This window comes from Bacillus sp. 007/AIA-02/001 (genome assembly GCF_004634455.1).
Taxonomy (GTDB): Bacteria; Bacillota; Bacilli; order Bacillales; family Bacillaceae_G; genus Bacillus_A; species Bacillus_A cereus.
The window spans coordinates 38,587-58,146 of record NZ_SEIY01000011.1 but is presented as its reverse complement, the minus strand read 5'-3'; the positions used below and the strand labels follow the sequence as shown (position 1 = coordinate 58,146).

Genomic DNA, 19,560 nt, shown 5'->3' with positions numbered 1-19,560 from the left:
CAGTAAGAAGAAAACAAGCTTTACGGTACTACTAGTTATCAAAGATGTTACAGTAGTTTATTTAGAATCAGTGTGATTAAAAGGTTGTATTATATGGCCTAATAATTTCGAAAAAATGTCGGTGTGGCATAAAACAATTATGGAGGTTAAAGATATGAGTACTTCAAATTTGAATGAAATAAGTAAACAAATTTTAAAAGAGGAGGAAACACTTCAATTTTCCTCTTTTACAAATGAAGATGCCTTGCAACTAGGTTTATTTATCGTTGAAACAGCAAAGCAAGAGGGGAAATTGATTGCTGTTGATATAACGAAAAATGGTGTGCAATTATTTCATTTCAAGATGACAGGGACAAATGAGGAAAATACGAAATGGATTGAGCGTAAAAAACGAGTCGTTTCCCTGCATGATCGTAGCTCGTATTATATGCAGATACAAAGTGAAATAACTGGGGTCTCCTATAATGAAAAATATCTTTTAGATACTTCAGAATACGCTGCGTTTGGTGGATGTTTTCCTATCAGAATAAAAAACGTAGGGGTTATTGGAATGATAACAGTTTCAGGATTACCACCAGAAGAAGATCACGAATTGGTAATAAGGGCAGTTAAAAATCATTTGAAGCAATAGTAAAAATAAATGTGATGGTTAAGTAAAAGCCAAGAATGAACATATTATTGTTCGTTTTTGGCTTTTTATTATTTTTTCTTATAGTCGGCTAAGAGGGTTCTTTTACAGGTAGTACTTAATTTTGCAATGTTCTTTAAATTGCATCGTTTTGTTCGAGTGAGCGAAATTGCTGTAATTGAAGATGCTCTAAATTAATGTGAAATTTGGTGATTAAAGTAGCTACATTTCATATTTGTGTAAATATGAAACAAGCAGGATACATGAATAGAGAATGGGTAAAATAGTACCGAAGGATGATTAGATTTTATGAATGATGTTATAAGGCTTTTTTTAGGAAAACTGAAGGAAGCAGTGTGTTTAGATTTAGAATGACTGGCAATGGGTGCTAGGAAGTTCAATGATTCAAAAATGAACTCATTTAAACGCATACTATCTTCGAGATGTATCATTTTGAAGAATATTAAAACTTAGGAGGAACGGAATTATGACAAAAGATTTCTATACTGCACTGAAAGAAAGACGTACTTACTATGGGATTAATAAAGAGGTACAAGTATCGGATGAAAAAATTAAAGAAATCGTGGAGTTTGCTGTGAAATATACTCCATCCGCTTTCAATTCTCAAACTGCACGATTAGTTGTATTATTTGGTGAAGCTCATGATAAATTATGGGATATTACCACTGAAACATTAAGAAAAGTAGTTGGAGATGGAGACTTTTCAGGAACGCAACAAAAAATGGATTCTTTTAAAGCTGGTTATGGAACAGTATTATTCTTTGAAGATGAGGCTATCGTTAAATCGCTTCAAGAAAAGTTTGCTGCATATGCTGAAAACTTCCCAATTTGGTCACACCAAGCATCAGGTATGCACCAATTAGTCGTGTGGACAGGTTTAGAAGCAGAGGGATTAGGGGCATCATTACAACATTATAATCCATTAATTGACGATGAGGTAAAACAAGAATGGAATGTCCCTGCTAATTGGAAACTAATTGCACAAATGCCATTTGGTAATCCAACAGCTGCACCAGGTGAAAAAGAATTCCAACCACTTGAAGAGCGTGTGAAATTTCATAAGTAATATTCGAATGTAATAAAATAGAAATTTAATCAGTGGTGGTCTTACTGTCCGCAAATAGCAGGGGAAGCTAACTGTATTGTAAAAATAAAACTGTTTATTAATAAAAAAGCTTATTCGTTTTTTTTATTAATCGAGTATGTATGAATAAAAGATTTTAAAACACTATTTTAATCTGTAAGGGAACAAGGTGATCGTTTTGATCACCTTGCTTTATTTCTTACATTTTATTTATTAAAAAACGCTAGCTTTTCATAAATGCTTGAAAAATTAGCGTTTTAATAATAGGTATCTGTAATTTGATTACTTAAAACTATATACGAAAAAGCTTTTATGTTATTCCTCAAGTTCTATCCATTCCTGTGACCATTCTTCTATTCCGCGAATAATAGCTTCTAAAGCAAATCCTTTTTGAGTTAAAGAATATTCTATACGAACTGGTGTCTCAGGAAAGACTTTACGTTCGACAATTCCTTCTAGTTCTAATTCTTTCAATCTTTCTGAAAGTAATCTTCCGCTAACAGGAAGAGAAGATTCAAGTGTACAAAAGCGCTGAGATCCAGAAAAAAGTTGGTAAATAATTAGTGCTGTCCATCGTTGACTAAAAAATTTCATTCCTTTTTCAAAGCGAGGGCATAATGTAGAATCATTCATTTTCCTTCACCTCCTAAAATAAATTATATAACATCTTACTATTAGTAACAAATGTTTTTATAATTAATTACTTGACGTAAATTGATTACGAATGTATACTCACTTACATAAAGTAACTAAGTTGTTTTATGTAACTAAAACTCTTTTCTTTAAATGGCCAAAGTTGTAATGATACATATTGCATATAAGCTGAGAGAAAAAAGAATAGCATCTGTAAAAACACTTACGTTGTGTAAGTTAAACAATAAAAAATATAACAATGGAAGAGAATTTTAGAGATTCTCTATACTAGGAGGTACCTAATGGTTACAACAGATACAATTCATATGTTAGAAGATAAAATTCAATTTATACATCAAGATGGAAAGGATATTTATTTAGTAGGCCCTATCAAATTGCCAATTAATTTATATGGGGAGACTAAAGTTTTTCAATGGTATTCTTGGTTACAATGTAGTGAGGTTACAAATAGTGTAGAAGGAATTATCGAAAAACTCTCATCTATTAATTTAGCTGATATGCAGCAATCTAGTGTACTTGTATATGGTGATTTTGAGAATTCTGAAGATACCCTAATTCGTATGCATAGTATTTGTCACACCGGTGATATCTTTGGTAGTAAACGTTGTGACTGTGGATTCCAATTAAAGCAGTCTTTACAAATGATTACAGAACATGGTTCAGGTGCTTTATTTTACTTAGCGAATCATGAAGGAAGAGGAATTGGCTTGTTTAGTAAAGCTATGACGTACCTCTTGCAAGAAAATGGGTTAGATACAGTAGAAGCTAATCTGAACCTAGGTTTTGAAGATGATGTTCGAAACTATGATGATACAATTGAAGTATTAAAAGCGCTACGCTCAAAACCTGTAAAACTTATTACAAATAATCCGAAAAAATTAGAAGCGTTACAAAAAGCGGGATTAAATGTTACGAGTCGTGAACCGTTATGGGGTGATGTCTCAGAGTTTAATGAGAAATATTTGCAAACGAAGATTCAGCGTTCTGGACATTTTGAAGGGGGAAACTTACATGCTTGAGCATGAATTGTATATGAAGCTAGCACTAGAAAATGCCAAGGCTATGAAGGGACAAACGACTCCAAATCCATTGGTTGGATCTGTAATTGTAAATGATAATCGAATTGTAGGGGTCGGAGCACATATGAAGGCCGGAGAACCACATGCCGAAATACATGCGATACGTATGGCTGGAGAACAGGCACGTGGTGGTACAATTTATGTAACTCTTGAACCTTGTTCTCATCATGGTAGAACAGGGCCTTGTGCTGAAGCAATTGTACAAGCAGGAATTAAGAAGGTAGTAGTTGCTACACTTGATCCAAACCCGCTTGTTTCTGGACGTGGAATTAAAATTCTACAAGATGCAGGTATTGAAGTACTTGTAGGAGTGTGTGAAGAAGAATCTAAAAAAATGAATGAAGTCTTTAATAAATATATTTTGACAAAGCGCCCATTTGTAACGATTAAATCAGGAGTTACATTAGATGGGAAAATCGCTACGTCTTTATCGGATAGTAAGTGGATTACATCTACAGAAGCAAGACAAGAAGTACACCAAATACGAAACGAAAATGCGGCTATTTTAGTAGGAGCGAATACTGTTCAAAAGGATAATCCATCATTGACAACGCGTATTCCAAATGGCCGAAATCCAATTCGAGTAATATTGGACTCGACATTACGCATACCGATGGAAGCTAACGTTGTTACAGATAGAGAAGCTCCTACCTGGATATTTACAACAAGTAATCATGCAGAGGAAAAAAAGAAAGCATTAGAAAATGCAGGAGTTAAAGTATTTGTTACTAGCGGAGAAAAGCATATAAACTTACATGAAATGCTTGATGTTTTAGGACAAAAAGGAGTTTCCTCCCTGCTTATTGAAGGTGGTGGAGAAGTAAATGCTTCGTTTATTGAAAATAAACTAATGGATAAAATTATTTTATATTTCGCACCTAAAATTATTGGAGGTAGATTGGCGCCTAGTTTTGTAGAGGGGACTGGTATTACTAAAATGAAAGATGCAATTGAATTTAAGGATATATCATTTACCCAGATTGGAAAAGATTATAGATTTATTGGCTATCCAGCATATCGGAAAGATGAGCAATAAGGGGAATAAAAACTACTTATATGTTCCGATAAATGGATTGCAGAAAGGAGCGATGAAGAGTGAAATTTGGATTTGATATCGATGATACACTAATTGATTTAAGGCAGCATGCTTTTCATTTATATAATAAGAAATTAAACAAAAAAGTAGGGTTGGATGTATTCCATTCTTTAAAAACAATTGAAATTCATGAAGCATTTGGCATGACTTCCGAGGAAGGCGGTCATATGTGGAATAGTTTGCTGGATGAGATTTATTATACTTCTTGTTCACCGTTTCCGTATGCTGTAGAGACATTGCAAGAATTAGAAAGACAGGGACATGAAATTTACTATATAACGGCGCGACCTAAAGAGCATGGAGAGCAAACAAAAAAATGGTTAATAGAAAAAGGATTTCCGGTACATGAAGATCGCTTTTTCTATGGAATGAAGGATGAAGAAAAAATACACTTCATACAAGAAATAAAATTAAACTATTTCTTTGATGATAAGCCGGCTGTTTTAGAAACGTTAATAGGAAAACCGATAAATGTATATGCAAAAACTACTTCTTACAATCAATATCTCAATATCCCGCGTATTACAAATTGGATGGAGTTAGGAGATATTATAAAGAAAGATATGTGAGGATTTAAATGGAAAATCAAATAGAGCCAAGAGCATATTGAGTATTACAATTTTAGAGGAAAGACATACGTATTATGTCTTTCCTTATTTTTTAATACTATCGTTTTTATTAGTGTGATGTGCTAGGAGTACTTCTAATAGAGGGGAAATAGAAAAATGAGCAATAAGAAAAATATTTTTAAGCTAGTCTTGTATGGAAGCGTAATTTATATATCATACCAGTGATGGTTTTCCCTGGTGCCACAGTATATGCGGATATTTTGGGTAAGAAGTTCAAGAATTAATGAGATGTGTTCATGATCATGAATTTTTGGAAAACGAAAATTACAATGTTAGGTTATTTTGAATCAGTAGTGGACGATATGCAAAATTACATATTACAAAATAAACATCGTAATTTTTGGATTCTTGGTATAAAATACATTACTTAAACTATATATTAGAATGGAGAAAGTGAATTGGAATTATTAAGAAACAGTAAGATTGGTACAAAACTAAACATATTAATAACTATATCAAGTATTGCATGTATAGTATTATCCCTAATAGGGTTTTGGGGGTTAGAAAGAGGGAAAAGTACTTCCTCTAATATGTATGAGGATAATTTACTGCCAATTGAGTGGATTGGAATTGTAGAATCTAATTTTTATCACGTTAATATGAACTTTATGGAAATAATGTTATCAAAAGATGAAAAAAGAATGAACGAATTAATAAGAGAAATGGATGGGATTCGTAAGGAAAATGATCATCTTTTAAAGCAGTTTGAGGCTAAACTTATTTCTACTAAAGAAAAAGAATTATATAACACGTTTCATGAAACATTTAATGAATTAAGGACTCAAATGAAGAAAGCACAAGAATTAGGGAAGTCTAATAATGAGGAAGCATATGCATATTATCTAAAAGAGATTGAACCTAATATGCAAAAATCAATAAAATCAATTCGTGAATTGATTTTATATAATAGTAATAATGCAGAGCTTTTACAGAAGGAAAATAATAATAGTGCTCAAAATACAATGATAATGTTTGTTAGTATTTCGATTTTAGCAATTTTAATAATTATATTAATTGGATATGTTATTAAATTAACTATCCGAAAACCACTTGCATTACTACAAAATGATATGGAAAAAGTAGCAGCTGGAGATTTAACAACACGTACTCCTTATAAAGCAAATAATGAATTAGGGCATATTGTTCAGTCTTTTAATAGTATGTTAGATAACCTTCAACAATTAATTGCGAATGTTAAGATGACAACACAAGAGGTTATTTTTACTACGGAGGGCGTATTACAAGATACAAATCGAGCGTCTAGTATTTCAAATGAGGTTGTACAGACTGTTTTAGAAGTAAAAACAAAAATAGAAGGACAGGTAACTAGTATTCAGGAGAGCTCATCCTCAATGGAAGAAATTACAACCGGGGTGCAAACTGTAGCTGAATCTTCAGCAGTAGTCGCTGAGGTAGCAGTAACGACTACAGAACGAATAAATATCGGTAGTGAAGTGATAAATCACTCTATTCTTCAAATGAATAGTGTGCATGATGTTGTCGAGGAAACATCAAAAGTAATAAATAAACTTGTTACACGTACACAACAGATTGATACAGCTCTCGCTGCAATTACTAATATTGCCGAACAAACGAATCTTCTTGCCTTAAATGCCGCTATTGAAGCGGCACGTGCTGGAGAGAATGGGAAAGGATTTGCAGTGGTTGCCGCAGAAGTTCGAGACTTGGCTGAGCAATCTAAAGAATCTGCAAAAGAAGTTAATCATTTAATAAAATCCATTCAAAAAGATACCCAAGATACAGTTAATGTCATGCAAAAAGGACAACAAAAGGCAGTAGAAGGAAAAGAAGCTGCTTACAAAGCGAATCAAACCTTCTTGTCTATTATGAGAGATATTGATAAGATTACAGGTCAAATTCAAGAAGTATCCGCAGCGACAGAAGAGATGTCTGCTGGTACAGAAGAAGTAAATGCTTCTCTTTCGCTAGTTTCTGAAACTGCAACGGATGTGAAAAAGGAGACTCTTCAAACTGTAAATTCAATTCAATCACAGGCCGTATCAATTGAACAAATATCAATCCAATCCAACAAAATGAAAGAAAAGGTGGAAGAATTAACGGAATTGGTTTCAAAATTTAATATTACAGAACAAAAAGAATAAGTAAATTGTAAAAGATTAGGTACGGCTATCAGCCTAAAAATAATTGATTTTTTACGATTAAAAAGATTTTAGTAATTAATTCAATCACAAGTGTAATAACATGTATAAAAAACATGAAGACTTAAGAGTCTTCGTGTTTTTTTTATTGAATAATGTCTGAAAAAATATTGATAATTATACGATATTTTGGAATTTATCACAAAATATTCATATATGCAAAATTACATACATTTAATGATTGATAATCACGAGTTAATGTAACTATAATAATTACACTGATAAGTAACTTATTGACGACAATTATAAGTGAAGAAGGAGGGCTTTATTGTATTTTGTATATAAAAAAATAGAGAAGGAGATATGCAAATGAAAAGGTTACTTGTTATAGGCCTAATGTATACAATGTTTTTCCTCATAGGAAATATACACTTACATGCTGATGAACGAATAAATGCAAAAAAAATTACTAGTTTAGAAGAGCCTACTTGGATATTTCAGGCGGGCATAAGTAAGGGGAAATATCATGATCGACAAGATTTAGGATTTATTTTGAAGAGAAATACACCATTAAAGGTAAGACAAACAAATCCTAATTTTAAAGACAAATTAACATTACGTTTATTGTCTAATGACTCAAAAAATGAAAAATCCATACAAGTAGGAAATGAATGGGTTACTATCCAAGGTGATACGTCTTTAGTTCCTTTCATAGATACTCCGTATGGTGAAGAGCACGCTGTACTTGAGTACCAAGTAGGGAATGAAAGTGCTACTAAACCCCTTCCCATTTATAAACAACAAGGAAGTGTATCTCAATTTTTTAGTACATGGGATCAATTTGATGGAGAGTATGCGTTACTTCAAGGGGAGAGTTTTCAATTATTTGTACCTAAAAAAGATAAAGAGTTAGTAAGATCTTTAAAAGATTTTCAATCATTGGATGAGTTAATTGCGTATTATGAAGATATTTTTGTGATGTATGATTCAATTATTGGTTTAGATGGCTCAACGTTTGAAAATAAAAAAAGTCAAAATCGTTATTTCTTAAAAGCAGATATATCTGGTGCTGGCGGTGCCTATTATGGCACAAATTGGACAGCGAATAGTACAGATAGTACAAAGATGTGGTTAGATAAACTAAGTTGGGGAACTTTACATGAAATCGCTCATGGATACCAAGCTGGTTTTGATAATCAAGGAATATTTACAGGAGAAGTTTCTAATAATCTATTTGGTGTTCAATATCAATATAGTAAATACGGCAAAAAAGCAGATCAACTTGGTTGGTTGTTTAATTTCGGGAAAAAGGAACAGGTAGAACGGAATTTATATAATGCTTTAATGAAAGAAAATAAAAATTATGATGATTTAGATTTACGACAAAAACTTATTCTTTTAACGATGGCGAAACAAAAAGCTGGCGATGAAGCATTTGCAAAAATGTATCAAGGTTATCGAAAACTAGCTAGCAATGCTGCTTTCAAAAAAGGTGACCATTCTTTACCAGATTTAATGAATCAGTATTATAGTGAGAATGGACAAGTTGATTTTACACCTGTTTTTGAAAGGTGGGGCTTTAAGCTTAATCATAAACAAATAGAGATGAATAGGGCGAAAGGTTTTCCGGCTGTTACTTCTTTAGCTTATATAGTGCCTGAATCACAATTAGCGAAAGCAAGAGCTATAGTTGATCCTGATATTCCGATAAACTCCAACTTCGAAATAGTTACGAATCAGCAAATTGCTCCACTTGGGCTAAAAGGGAATTTGCATATCCATTTAAATACAAATGAAATAGATACATTAAAAGGAGGAAAAATTAAATTAAAAGAAGGGAATACAGTTATTCAAGAGAAAACAATTGAAACAACAGATATCAATTTACAAGACGTACCAAATGGAGTGTATACGGTTGAAATTTCAGGTGGGAAAACGAATAGTATGTACCATTTCAGTTCGTATTATGCCTATGTAAAAGAAAAAGATAATAGTCTAAAGATTGATATTAACGAAATGAAAGTGAGTAAGTTGGTAAATGAAACGATTCAATTCCTAGGATTAGGAGATGACCAGTTTGCCGTATTAAATACAGACTTAGAGCAAAATCGAGCTATTTTTACGATTACTACTAAAACGCCTCATAGCTATTATGCAGGTGAAAAATATGCATCGATAGAGGTCTTTAATGAAAAAGGTGAAAAAATTTATACGAAGGAAATGGAAGGAACAAATGTAACAATTGTAAAAGATATCATTCCACTAAAAGAGGGATATAGAATTAAAATCTATCATGATGAAATAAAAAAACGATTAACTAGTAAAGCTACTATTATTAATCCTATGAATAAAACGAATGAATTTATAATAACAAAATGGGGATTGAAAAATACTTCTTTGCAAAATAATCCAGAAGAAAATCTTATACAAAGAATTGATGAAGAAATGGAAGCGATTATAGGTAATCAGTTTTTAAAAGAGATACCAATGCAAAAATTAGAAATGAAAAAGAATGTGTGGATGGCAATAAATATGTTATCAGAACCACAAAAAATAACGTATATGAATAAATATAAAGATAGCTTATATAATGAATAATTTTTGAGAAATGAATTGAATCTAAAAAAGTAGCAAACCAATCTATTAACCTATGTATGTAGAGGTATGTAAAAACGATTGGCTATAGTTAAAATTTTTTATCTATGCTTAAAATTCTAAAATACATTTATTTAATTTAATAATACGATTATAAAGGGGTAAAAATATGAATAATTTCGTAAAGGTAGGTTTAACTACAGGAGTGGTGTTATCGGCGATTATGCCTTATGGAGGAGTACATGCGGAAACAGAAGATTTAAAAGTGGAAACAAAGGAAGATACGTTCCGAACAGGTAATTTAACAGCACCTTCTCAAAATTCGGCAGAAAATGTAGCAAAGGATGCACTAAAAGGAAAAACAGAACAAGCATTATCATCAAAGCAAGTTAATACGGAATCCAAAGTTAATTATAATGTTACGCAAAGTCGTAAATCTTATGATGGTACTACATTGGTACGTCTTCAACAAACGTATGAAGGACGTGATGTATACGGATATCAACTAACAGCACATATTAATGATGATGGTGTACTTACGAGCGTTTCGGGAGATAGTGCCCAAAATTTACAACAACAGGAAGATTTGAAACAACCTATTACTCTATCAGAAGAGGATGCAAAGAAACAGCTTTTCAACATCTATGGAAATGATCTAACATTTATCGAAGAACCAGAAATTAAACAAGTGGTATATGTAGATGAAAATACAAATAAAGCTACAAACGCATATCAAATTACTTTTAGTGCATCTACACCTGAATATGTATCCGGTACAGTATTAATTGATGCTTTTGGTGGTAATCTATTAAAAGAACTCGTTCAAAAATTGGGTATACAAGTAGAGAGTAGTATTGTCCAATCTGCGACATCAAATAAATCAACAGATCCTTCAAAATTAACAGGTACAGGAAAAGATGACTTAGGTATTAATCGTACGTTTGGAATTACACAAAGAAGTGATGGAACGTACATGCTTGCAGATTATTCTCGTGGTAAGGGAATTGAAACATATACTGCTAATTATAAAGATTATAATAATTATAGAAGAAATGTATGGGGTTATCTCGATGATTTAGTAACAAGTAATTCTACAAATTTTACAGATCCTAAAGCAGTTAGTGCCCATTATTTAGCAACGAAAGTATATGATTTTTATCAAGAAAAATATGGCCGTAACAGCTTTGATAATAACGGACAAAAAGTAATTTCTGTCGTTCATGGTTGGAACACAAATGGTACGAATAAAGGAAATCCTAAGCAGTGGTTTAATGCATTTAGTAATGGCGCTATGCTAGTATACGGAGATCCAATTGTTAGAGCATTTGATGTGGCAGGACATGAATTTACACACGCGGTTACAAGAAATGAGTCTGGACTTGAGTACGCAGGAGAAGCTGGTGCAATTAATGAAGCGTTATCTGATATTTTAGGAGTAGCCGTTGAAAAGTATGCCAATAACGGAAAGTTCAATTGGACAATGGGAGAACAATCAGGTCGTATTTTTAGAGATATGAAAAACCCATCATCTATCTCTTCTAGATATCCAGAGGATTATAGGCATTATAATAACTTACCTATTGATGCTGACCACGATCATGGTGGTGTACACACGAACTCTAGCATTATTAATAAAGTAGCTTACTTGATTGCTAGTGGTGGAAGCCATAATGGAGTAAACGTACATGGCATTGGAGAAGATAAAATGTTTGATATTTTCTATTATGCAAATACGGATGAATTAAATATGACTTCTGATTTTAAAGAATTAAAAGAAGCTTGTATTCGTGTAGCAACGAACTTATATGGTAAAGACTCATTAGAAGTACAAGCTGTCCAACAAGCCTTTAAAGCAGCGTATATTTAATATTATTGTGATGAATTACAAACTCTTTCATTTTAATATAGTGATTAATTTGTATTTATAGACAAAAACCTTGTAGAATTTTTCTGCAAGGTTTTTTTGAATGTTATCCCGCTATTTGCTGGGCAGTAAGACCCCCACCTCAAAATTTAGCTGTTATTTTTTTACTTGTTGTAAAGGATGGAAAGCTTTTAAGGTTGTGGCACGCCTCTTAAGAAAAAGATAAGGCGAAGCGATCTCGCTGTTATTTCCCAACAACAAACATTTTATTTAGTGAAAGTTACCAAACGTTTTTCAAAACTATTTTACCTATTGCTTTATTTGACTCCAAATATTCATGTGCTTGTGCAACTTCATCAAACGTAAAAGATTTAGAATCTAGCAATGGACGAAGTTTTCCTTCTTCTACAATTTGCGTTATTTTCGTTAAGATTTCTCCGCAATCATTACGCTTATCTGTATGTAATATTTTTAATGCCATAAAAGTAACGTGCAGAGAGAGTCCTTTTGCGTGTAAAGGAGAGAGGTCATGGGTTGAACGAGCTGCAATAGTTACGACAGTTCCATTGACCGCAGCAGCTTCAAAAGAATGATCAAGATTCTTGCCGCCTACTGTATCAAATATAACTTCAAATCCGTTTCCGTTCGTATGTTTTTGTACATATTCTTGAACAGATTCTTCTTTATAATTAATAGCTATATCGGCTCCTAAACGATGGGCTATTTCCATTTTGTTTTGCTGAGAAGCTGTTGTAAAAACTTTAGCGCCTGCCCATTTAGCTAGTTGAATGGCTACGTGTCCTACGCCACCAGTAGCTCCATGAATGAGAACATTTTGACCAGGTTTAATATTTGCACGATCAAATAAAGATTCCCAAGCTGTAATTGCAACTAATGGTAGAGCAGCAGCTTCTTCCATTGTTAAATTATTAGGTTTGTGAGCAATTAATCGTGCATCAGCAAGCATAAATTCTGCAAGTGCACCTCCAGTTTCTTTAAAACCTCCGGCACATCCGTATACTTTATCCCCTGATTTGAATTTCGAAACACCTTCTCCTACTTCAATAACAATACCAGCTACATCGCCGTGTAATATAGCTGGAAACTCAGGAGCGACGGCTGAAACGGCCCCACTACGCATTTTTGTATCGATTGGATTTACACTTGTTGCTTTTACATCGATTAGAACATGACCTGGTAAAAGTTTCGGTTTTGAAACTTCTTCTAATTGAAATACAGATGAATCCCCAAAAGAATGGATAATTTGTGCTTTCATAGTTTATACCTCCTGTTTGTGGTTATAGCATAGCAAAGTACGAAAAATAAGTATAATATTTTGAATTTTGTTAGTGAGAATTTTATATAGAGAAGGGGAAAGTGCATGAAATGAAATAATGTAACGTACTTCTAAAAACTACTGTAAAGCTTTTTGAAGAAAGGGTAGATGTTATTTTTGCAGCATGATTTATTCATTATGTTTATTATTACTCACTTAGTATAGGTATTTTAAAGTGCTACATCACTTTAAAGTACGTACTGCTATTCATGTTATGGCCGATTTATAATAACACTCGTAGCACAAAGAAAGTTATAACGATTACAATAGGCAACAATGTGGTGTTACAGTATTGCCTATCAATTTTGAGTAGAAATATGAAAAGTATAGATTTATATGAATGAAGGAAAGAAAGTGGATTGTGAGCTACAAAAGGATTAAATCGTCTTATTATAGAGAAGCCTTTTGGTTATAATGTAACGTCTGCTCGTGAGTTTAGTGTTAAATTAATTGAATATTTTGATGAAAATGATATTTATTATAACGATCATTATCTTTGAAAATGAATGGTAACTAGGAATACACTTAGAAAAGTATTACGAAATAAATCGTATGTAATTCAAGACATTTTTATTGACGATAATAATTTATGTGGTTAATATATTAGACATAAGATTATTTAATTACTAAAAGTAATCTGATATAAAATGTTTCGTTGAATTCTATAAATAAGTAAGTTGTGGTAGAAATGCTTTGAATTGCCACTATTAATATTGGGGACAATTAAAAAGCGAAAGGTATAAAAAGAATTGGGATTTGATAACTCTTTGTTTTTATAAAACATGAGCTTCTGTACAATTCATTTTTAAAATATTGACAAGGATTATACAACAAGAGGGGGACTGAAATTGGAATCAATGACCTTTGTTTTATTTGGAGCGACAGGGGACTTAGCAAAACGCAAAATTTACCCAGCACTATATAATTTATATAGAGATCAAAAGCTTCCAAAGCAAATATCCGTTATCGGGCTTGGGAGACGTCAAGTATCTCATGTAGATTTTCAAGAAAGAATAAAAGAATCAATAGAGACGTTTTCCCGTCATAGAGAAGAAGGTACTCCGGAACTCGAAGGTTTTTTAGATAATTTTCGCTATTGTCCATTAGATGTGAGTAAGCCGGAAGACTATGAGAGGTTATTACAAGTCGTTCGTGAAAGGGAAGAAGAATTACATATAAAAGGGAATAGAATGTTCTATCTTTCCGTTGCTCCTGAATTTTTCGAGACCATTGCTTTAAATATTAAGGAAAGCGGACTTGATAAAACGGATGGATGGAAACGTCTGATGATTGAGAAACCATTCGGGCACGACCTTACATCTGCTCGTGAGCTTAACGATAAGCTTAGTCGCACGTTTGAAGAAGACGAGATATACCGTATCGATCATTATTTAGGTAAACCGATGATTCAAAATCTTGAAGCATTAGAATTTGCAAATCCTGTTCTCCAATCAATTTGGAATAAAGAACATATAGCGAATGTACAAATCACAGCGAGTGAAACAGTTGGGGTTGAAGAAAGGGCAGGATATTATGACCAGGCAGGGGCCATTCGAGATATGGTTCAAAATCATATGTTACAAATATTAATGATGACTGCTATGAATCTGCCGGAAAAGGTTAATGCATGTGAAATTCGAGAGGAAAAGCGAAAGGTAATGGAAACGCTTCGTAAAGTGAAAAAAGAAGACGTTCAAAGCCATATCATTCGCGGACAATACGCTGCAGGTGAGATAAAAGGCGGGCAAGTTGTAGCATACAAAGAGGAGCCAGGAGTAAATCCTTCTTCTAACATAGACACATTTGTTGCTGCTCGCCTGTGGATCGATAATCCATTTTGGACTGGCGTTCCCTTCTATATACGAACAGGCAAACGAATGAAAGAAAAGTCTACTCGTATTGTAATCGAATTTAAAAATACGTTAAAACAGCAATATCAAGATAATAATCCAAATGCAGCACCTAACTTATTAATAATTGAAATTAGCCCAGGTGAGAACGTTTCATTACAGTTAAACAGTAAAAATCCATTGAAAAATGGAGAAATTGAACCGATGCGTATTAACTTTACTTGTGAGCAAGCGGATGTGGGAGTACCTGAAGCGTATGAAAGACTCATTCATGATGCTGTGAGTGGAGACGCTACATTCTTTGCACATTGGAGAGAAGTTGAATTGTCATGGGAATGGGTACAACCAATTCTTGAAGCGTTCGAGGAAAACTTATTACCGCTTCATGAATATGAGTCTGGTTCATATGGTCCAGAAGCGTCTAATGAACTGTTACAAGAAAGTGGATTTAAATGGTGGTTAGATCAAGAGACGGAAAAATAAGTACTTTCTTTAATGAAAGCATTTAGGGGGACGATTACTATGACACAAAACATAAATCAATTAGCAGTGAATACACTTCGTACGTTATCGATTGATGCTATTAATGCGGCAAACTCAGGTCATCCAGGTCTTCCGATGGGAGCAGCACCAATGGCTTATGCATTATGGGCGAATCATTTAAATTACAATCCTAATCACCCAGAATGGTTTAACCGTGATCGTTTCGTTTTATCGGCGGGACATGGATCTAGTCTGTTATATAGCCTACTTCATTTAGCTGGATATGACGTTTCAATTGATGACTTGAAAAATTTCAGAAAGTTAAATAGTAAAACACCTGGACATCCTGAGTTTGGGCATACTCCTGGAGTTGAAGCGACTACAGGCCCGTTAGGACAAGGGATTGCTAATGCTGTAGGAATGGCAATGGCAGAAGCTCATTTAGCAGCGAAGTTTAATAAGGATGGTCACTCTATTATAGATCACAATACGTATGCTTTAGTCGGAGATGGTGACTTAATGGAGGGTGTCGCTTATGAAGCGATGTCAATGGCAGGACATATGAAACTTGGCAAGTTAATTGTACTGTATGATTCAAATGAAATTTCACTTGATGGTGAATTAGGCATTGCTTTCTCTGAAGATATTCAGAAAAGGGCAGAATCTGTACATTGGCAATATGTAAGAGTTGAAGATGGAAACGATGTTGATGCGATTACAAAAGCTATTCAATCAGCGAAAGAAAATACGGATCAACCCACTCTTATAGAAATTAGAACCATTATAGGTTATGGAAGTCCAAAAGTTGCTGGAACGAACAAAGCACATGGTAATCCGCTTGGAGTAGAAGAAGCGACAGCGACAAAACAAGTGTATGGTTGGGATTATGAGGAAGATTTCTTTGTACCTGAAGAAGTAAAAGCTCATTTTAATGAACTAAAACAAAAAGGTATTGAAAAAGACAATGACTGGAATGCGCAGTTCAACTTATACAGAGAAGCGAATCCTACACTGGCAGATGAATTAGAAAAAGCGATTACAGGTGAGGTTTTAATTGAAGCGAAAGACATTCTATCCTTTGATACTGAAAAAACAATTTCTACTCGTGTTGCAAGTGGGGAAGCTATTAATCATTATGTGAAATCGATTCCTTCTATTTTCGGTGGAAGTGCGGATCTTTCTCATTCTACGATGACAGATATAAAAGGTGAAGCAGTATATGCAGTAGAATCGTATGCTGGACGAAATATATATTTCGGTGTACGTGAACATGCAATGGGCGCTGCAGCGAATGGATTGGCGCTTCATGGAGGAGTAAAACCTTTCGTAAGTACATTCTTTGTATTTAATGATTATCTTCGTCCGTCCATTCGACTGGCTGCACTGCAAAAGTTACCTGTTACTTACGTATTTACACATGATTCGATTGCTGTAGGAGAAGATGGTCCAACGCATGAACCAATTGAACAATTGGCAGCTCTTCGAGCAATTCCTGGTCTAACAGTTATCCGTCCGTCAGATGCAAATGAAACAGCAAGTGCTTGGGCGTATGCTTTACAGCAAACGGATGGTCCAGTCGTTTTAGTACTGAGCCGTCAAAATTTACCGGTGTTTAATGAAACGAAAGCGAACATAGAGAATCTCTCTAAAGGAGCTTACGTATTAACACAAACGAATGAAAATTCGGATGTGATTTTAATTGCGACAGGTTCTGAAGTATCCTTAGCTGCTAGTGCGAAAGCAAAATTAGAAGAAGATCAAGTTTCTGTTCGCATCGTTGCAATGCCGAGCTGGGAGTTATTCGATCGCCAATCGAACGAATATAAAGAATCCGTTCTTCCGTCTTCTATAACGAAACGAGTATCTCTTGAAATGGGTGTATCTCTTGGTTGGGAACGTTATGTAGGACAAGAAGGAAAAGTAATATCAATTGAAACATTTGGAGCTTCAGGTACTGGAGCTGAAGTCATGAATCTATTTGGATTTACGACAGAAAATGTTGTTCAAATTACAAAAAATGTGTTGAATTCTTAAGCTATGACTGTGAATACCTTTCTGTACATATTAAAATTTCAGTGCTGAAAGGTATTCCAGATTGTAGTGATATGGATTTTTAATAAAAGATGATTTGAGGAGGAATTATATTATGCAAGTAGGATTAATTGGGTTAGGTAAAATGGGATTAAATTTAGGGAAAAATTTAATGGATCATAAACATGAAGTAGTAGCATTTGATTTAAATACGAGCGCAGTAGAAGAAATGAAAGAGTACGGGGCAACAGGTACATCTAGTTTAAGTGAACTTGTTCAGTCATTACAATCACCAAGAATTCTTTGGGTAATGGTACCACACGCTGTTGTTGATTCTGTTATTGATGAGGTTACACCACTTTTATCAAAAGGAGATATTTTAATTGAAGCTGGTAATTCACATTATAAAGAGTCTATCCGCCGATATGAGCAATTAAAGAAAGATGGCATTCACTTTATGGATGCAGGAACTTCTGGCGGAATGGAAGGCGCTCGTAATGGTGCTTGTTACATGATCGGAGGAGATCAAGAAGCTTGGGACATCGTTGAACCTATCTTCCGCGATACTGCTGTAGAAAATGGATTCTTATATGCTGGAAAAGCTGGTAGTGGTCACTTCTTAAAAATGGTTCATAACGGAATTGAATACGGTATGATGGCTGCTATTGGTGAAGGATTTGAGATTCTAGAGAAAAGTGAATTTGACTACGATTATGAAAAAGTATCAAGAGTATGGAACAACGGTTCAGTGATTCGTTCTTGGTTAATGGAATTAACAGAAAATGCATTTTCTAAAGATGCAAAACTGGATGAGATTAAGGGTGTTATGCATTCTTCTGGTGAAGGAAAATGGACAGTAGAAACAGCATTAGACCTTCAAACAGCAACTCCTGTTATCGCAATGTCTCTATTAATGCGCTACCGCTCATTAGACAATGATACATTTACAGGAAAAGTTGTAGCAGCTCTGCGCAATGAATTTGGCGGACATGCAGTAGAAAAGAAATAAAGTGAAACTTTAATAAGTAGGGGCTTCATTCCACACAAATCGGGCTTTTACGGGATAAGCATATTAAACATGTAACTCATCAACGTTTAAAAACTGGAGGGAATTAATCATGAAATTTTTTATTGATACTGCAAATCTTGAGGATATAAAAAAAGCATATAAACTTGGAGTTTTAGCTGGTGTTACAACGAATCCTTCTTTAGTAGCGAAAGAGGGCATTAAATTTGAAGACCGTATTGCAGAAATTTGTCAGGCGGTTCCTAAAGTTGAATCTGTTTCGGCAGAAGTAACGCCAGATGCTGTTACAGCTGAAGAGATGATCGCCCAAGCAGAAGAACTGATTAAAATTAACGGTGGCGATGAAAAAGTTACAATTAAACTTCCGATGACGTTAGCAGGATTAGAAGCTTGTCGCTACCTTACTGAAAAAGGTGTGAAAACGAATGTTACACTTATTTTCACGGTGAACCAAGCACTTTTAGCTGCTCGAGCAGGTGCAACGTACGTTTCTCCATTTTTAGGACGTTTAGATGATATTTCTGAAGATGGTGTACTATTAGTTGCTAAAATTGCTGAATTATTCGATGTTCATCAACTAGATACACAAATTATTGCGGCTTCTGTTAGACATCCAGATCATGTAACTCGTGTAGCGATGGCAGGTGCTCACATTGCAACAATCCCTTATAAAGTAATTGAACAACTTGCTATGCACCCATTAACAGACCAAGGTATTGAGAAATTTGCTGCTGATTGGGCGAAAGCGCCTAAATTATAATGTTATGAAAGTGAAGGTGCTTTCCGAAAGTTGTTTTTCATGAGAAGACAAATCCTAAGTAACTTCATCGTTTAAAGTGGATACTGAGTTTGTAGTCTTACTACGTGAAAACAGCAAGAGAAGAAAGTGTCATTCACTTTTAAAAAAGGGAAAATTGATCGCGCGAAGCGTTTATCACAATAACATTATAATTATGGAAGAGAAATCCCCTTATCAGAGAGGTGAGTTAACATGTATCTCTGATAAGGGAGATTCTTTTTGTATAAATTATTATTTTGTGAAGATGATTTGTATATCGATATA

15 protein-coding genes and 1 pseudogene are annotated in these 19,560 nt (G+C 34.0%); 14 read left to right on the top strand and 2 right to left on the bottom strand.

What is annotated here, in order from left to right; all coding sequences use genetic code 11:
• Nucleotides 1-115: 115 nt before the first annotated feature.
• Together ES895_RS19775 and ES895_RS19770 are read left to right on the top strand one after the other, a co-directional pair.
• Complete coding sequence (locus tag ES895_RS19775) at nt 116-631, top strand: heme-degrading domain-containing protein (protein ID WP_002061924.1); 516 nt, start codon at nt 116-118, stop codon at nt 629-631.
• Between the two features lie 484 nt (nt 632-1,115).
• Entirely contained in the window at nt 1,116-1,715 is a 600-nt protein-coding gene (locus tag ES895_RS19770; RefSeq protein WP_000158938.1) for a nitroreductase family protein, read from the top strand.
• A 333-nt stretch (nt 1,716-2,048) separates the two neighbouring features.
• Here the strand turns inward: ES895_RS19770 and ES895_RS19765 are convergent, their stop codons facing one another.
• Nucleotides 2,049-2,366, bottom strand: coding sequence for a winged helix-turn-helix transcriptional regulator (locus ES895_RS19765; RefSeq protein ID WP_001000104.1), 318 nt, complete (start codon nt 2,364-2,366; stop codon nt 2,049-2,051).
• A gap of 302 nt (nt 2,367-2,668) precedes the next feature.
• Here ES895_RS19765 and ES895_RS19760 point away from each other — a divergent pair, with 302 nt between their 5' ends.
• The 7 genes from ES895_RS19760 (at nt 2,669) to ES895_RS19735 (ending at nt 11,773) form a co-directional block, all read left to right on the top strand.
• Nucleotides 2,669-3,406, top strand: a complete 738-nt coding sequence (locus ES895_RS19760; protein WP_135238581.1) for a GTP cyclohydrolase II — start codon at nt 2,669-2,671, stop codon at nt 3,404-3,406.
• Nucleotides 3,399-4,502, top strand: coding sequence for a bifunctional diaminohydroxyphosphoribosylaminopyrimidine deaminase/5-amino-6-(5-phosphoribosylamino)uracil reductase RibD (gene ribD / locus ES895_RS19755; protein WP_000889429.1), 1,104 nt, complete (start codon nt 3,399-3,401; stop codon nt 4,500-4,502). The genes ES895_RS19760 and ribD overlap by 8 nt, the downstream gene beginning before the upstream one ends.
• Nucleotides 4,503-4,561: 59 nt before the next feature.
• Entirely contained in the window at nt 4,562-5,131 is a 570-nt protein-coding gene (locus ES895_RS19750; RefSeq protein ID WP_000668223.1) for a 5' nucleotidase, NT5C type, read from the top strand.
• Between the two features lie 296 nt (nt 5,132-5,427).
• A complete protein-coding gene (locus ES895_RS29985; RefSeq protein WP_000605687.1) occupies nt 5,428-5,562 on the top strand; it encodes a hypothetical protein in 135 nt (44 codons plus the stop codon).
• A 27-nt stretch (nt 5,563-5,589) separates the two neighbouring features.
• The gene (locus ES895_RS19745) at nt 5,590-7,314 is read left to right on the top strand and encodes a methyl-accepting chemotaxis protein (protein ID WP_000421999.1); all 1,725 of its coding nucleotides are present in this window, start codon (nt 5,590-5,592) and stop codon (nt 7,312-7,314) included.
• 366 nt (nt 7,315-7,680) lie between these two features.
• On the top strand, nt 7,681-9,909 hold the full coding sequence (locus tag ES895_RS19740; RefSeq protein ID WP_061139064.1) for a putative mucin/carbohydrate-binding domain-containing protein: 2,229 nt from the start codon (nt 7,681-7,683) through the stop codon (nt 9,907-9,909).
• A 166-nt stretch (nt 9,910-10,075) separates the two neighbouring features.
• Nucleotides 10,076-11,773: a M4 family metallopeptidase gene (locus ES895_RS19735; RefSeq protein WP_001058955.1), complete on the top strand. Its 1,698-nt coding sequence runs from the start codon at nt 10,076-10,078 to the stop codon at nt 11,771-11,773.
• Nucleotides 11,774-12,050: 277 nt separating this feature from the next.
• Here the strand turns inward: ES895_RS19735 and ES895_RS19730 are convergent, their stop codons facing one another.
• Nucleotides 12,051-13,046 carry a zinc-dependent alcohol dehydrogenase family protein gene (locus ES895_RS19730; protein WP_000647254.1) on the bottom strand — a complete coding sequence of 332 codons (996 nt, stop codon included), beginning with the start codon at nt 13,044-13,046 and terminating at the stop codon, nt 12,051-12,053.
• Nucleotides 13,047-13,453: 407 nt separating this feature from the next.
• Here ES895_RS19730 and ES895_RS19725 point away from each other — a divergent pair.
• From ES895_RS19725 to fsa, 5 genes and pseudogenes are all read left to right on the top strand, one after another.
• Nucleotides 13,454-13,606: pseudogene (locus tag ES895_RS19725) on the top strand (glucose-6-phosphate dehydrogenase); the annotation flags it as partial.
• A gap of 348 nt (nt 13,607-13,954) precedes the next feature.
• Nucleotides 13,955-15,439: a glucose-6-phosphate dehydrogenase gene (gene zwf, locus ES895_RS19720; protein WP_000445362.1), complete on the top strand. Its 1,485-nt coding sequence runs from the start codon at nt 13,955-13,957 to the stop codon at nt 15,437-15,439.
• 39 nt (nt 15,440-15,478) lie between these two features.
• Complete coding sequence (gene tkt / locus ES895_RS19715; RefSeq protein WP_135238580.1) at nt 15,479-17,473, top strand: transketolase; 1,995 nt, start codon at nt 15,479-15,481, stop codon at nt 17,471-17,473.
• Between the two features lie 112 nt (nt 17,474-17,585).
• Entirely contained in the window at nt 17,586-18,479 is an 894-nt protein-coding gene (gnd, locus tag ES895_RS19710) for a phosphogluconate dehydrogenase (NAD(+)-dependent, decarboxylating) (RefSeq protein WP_001195925.1), read from the top strand.
• A 109-nt stretch (nt 18,480-18,588) separates the two neighbouring features.
• Entirely contained in the window at nt 18,589-19,257 is a 669-nt protein-coding gene (gene fsa, locus ES895_RS19705) for a fructose-6-phosphate aldolase (protein ID WP_000667676.1), read from the top strand.
• Nucleotides 19,258-19,560: the final 303 nt, after the last annotated feature.

Excerpts from the sequence above, each read along its gene's own strand:
- ribD (WP_000889429.1), top strand. The coding sequence starts at position 3,399 with ATGCTTGAGCATGAATTGTATATGAAGCTAGCACTAGAAAATGCCAAG.
- tkt (WP_135238580.1), top strand. The coding sequence starts at position 15,479 with ATGACACAAAACATAAATCAATTAGCAGTGAATACACTTCGTACGTTA.
- fsa (WP_000667676.1), top strand. The coding sequence starts at position 18,589 with ATGAAATTTTTTATTGATACTGCAAATCTTGAGGATATAAAAAAAGCA.
- ES895_RS19765 (WP_001000104.1), bottom strand. The coding sequence starts at position 2,366 with ATGAATGATTCTACATTATGCCCTCGCTTTGAAAAAGGAATGAAATTT.
- ES895_RS19730 (WP_000647254.1), bottom strand. The coding sequence starts at position 13,046 with ATGAAAGCACAAATTATCCATTCTTTTGGGGATTCATCTGTATTTCAA.
- ES895_RS19760 (WP_135238581.1), top strand. The coding sequence starts at position 2,669 with ATGGTTACAACAGATACAATTCATATGTTAGAAGATAAAATTCAATTT.
- ES895_RS29985 (WP_000605687.1), top strand. The coding sequence starts at position 5,428 with ATGATCATGAATTTTTGGAAAACGAAAATTACAATGTTAGGTTATTTT.
- ES895_RS19740 (WP_061139064.1), top strand. The coding sequence starts at position 7,681 with ATGAAAAGGTTACTTGTTATAGGCCTAATGTATACAATGTTTTTCCTC.
- gnd (WP_001195925.1), top strand. The coding sequence starts at position 17,586 with ATGCAAGTAGGATTAATTGGGTTAGGTAAAATGGGATTAAATTTAGGG.
- ES895_RS19735 (WP_001058955.1), top strand. The coding sequence starts at position 10,076 with ATGAATAATTTCGTAAAGGTAGGTTTAACTACAGGAGTGGTGTTATCG.
- ES895_RS19770 (WP_000158938.1), top strand. The coding sequence starts at position 1,116 with ATGACAAAAGATTTCTATACTGCACTGAAAGAAAGACGTACTTACTAT.
- ES895_RS19775 (WP_002061924.1), top strand. The coding sequence starts at position 116 with ATGTCGGTGTGGCATAAAACAATTATGGAGGTTAAAGATATGAGTACT.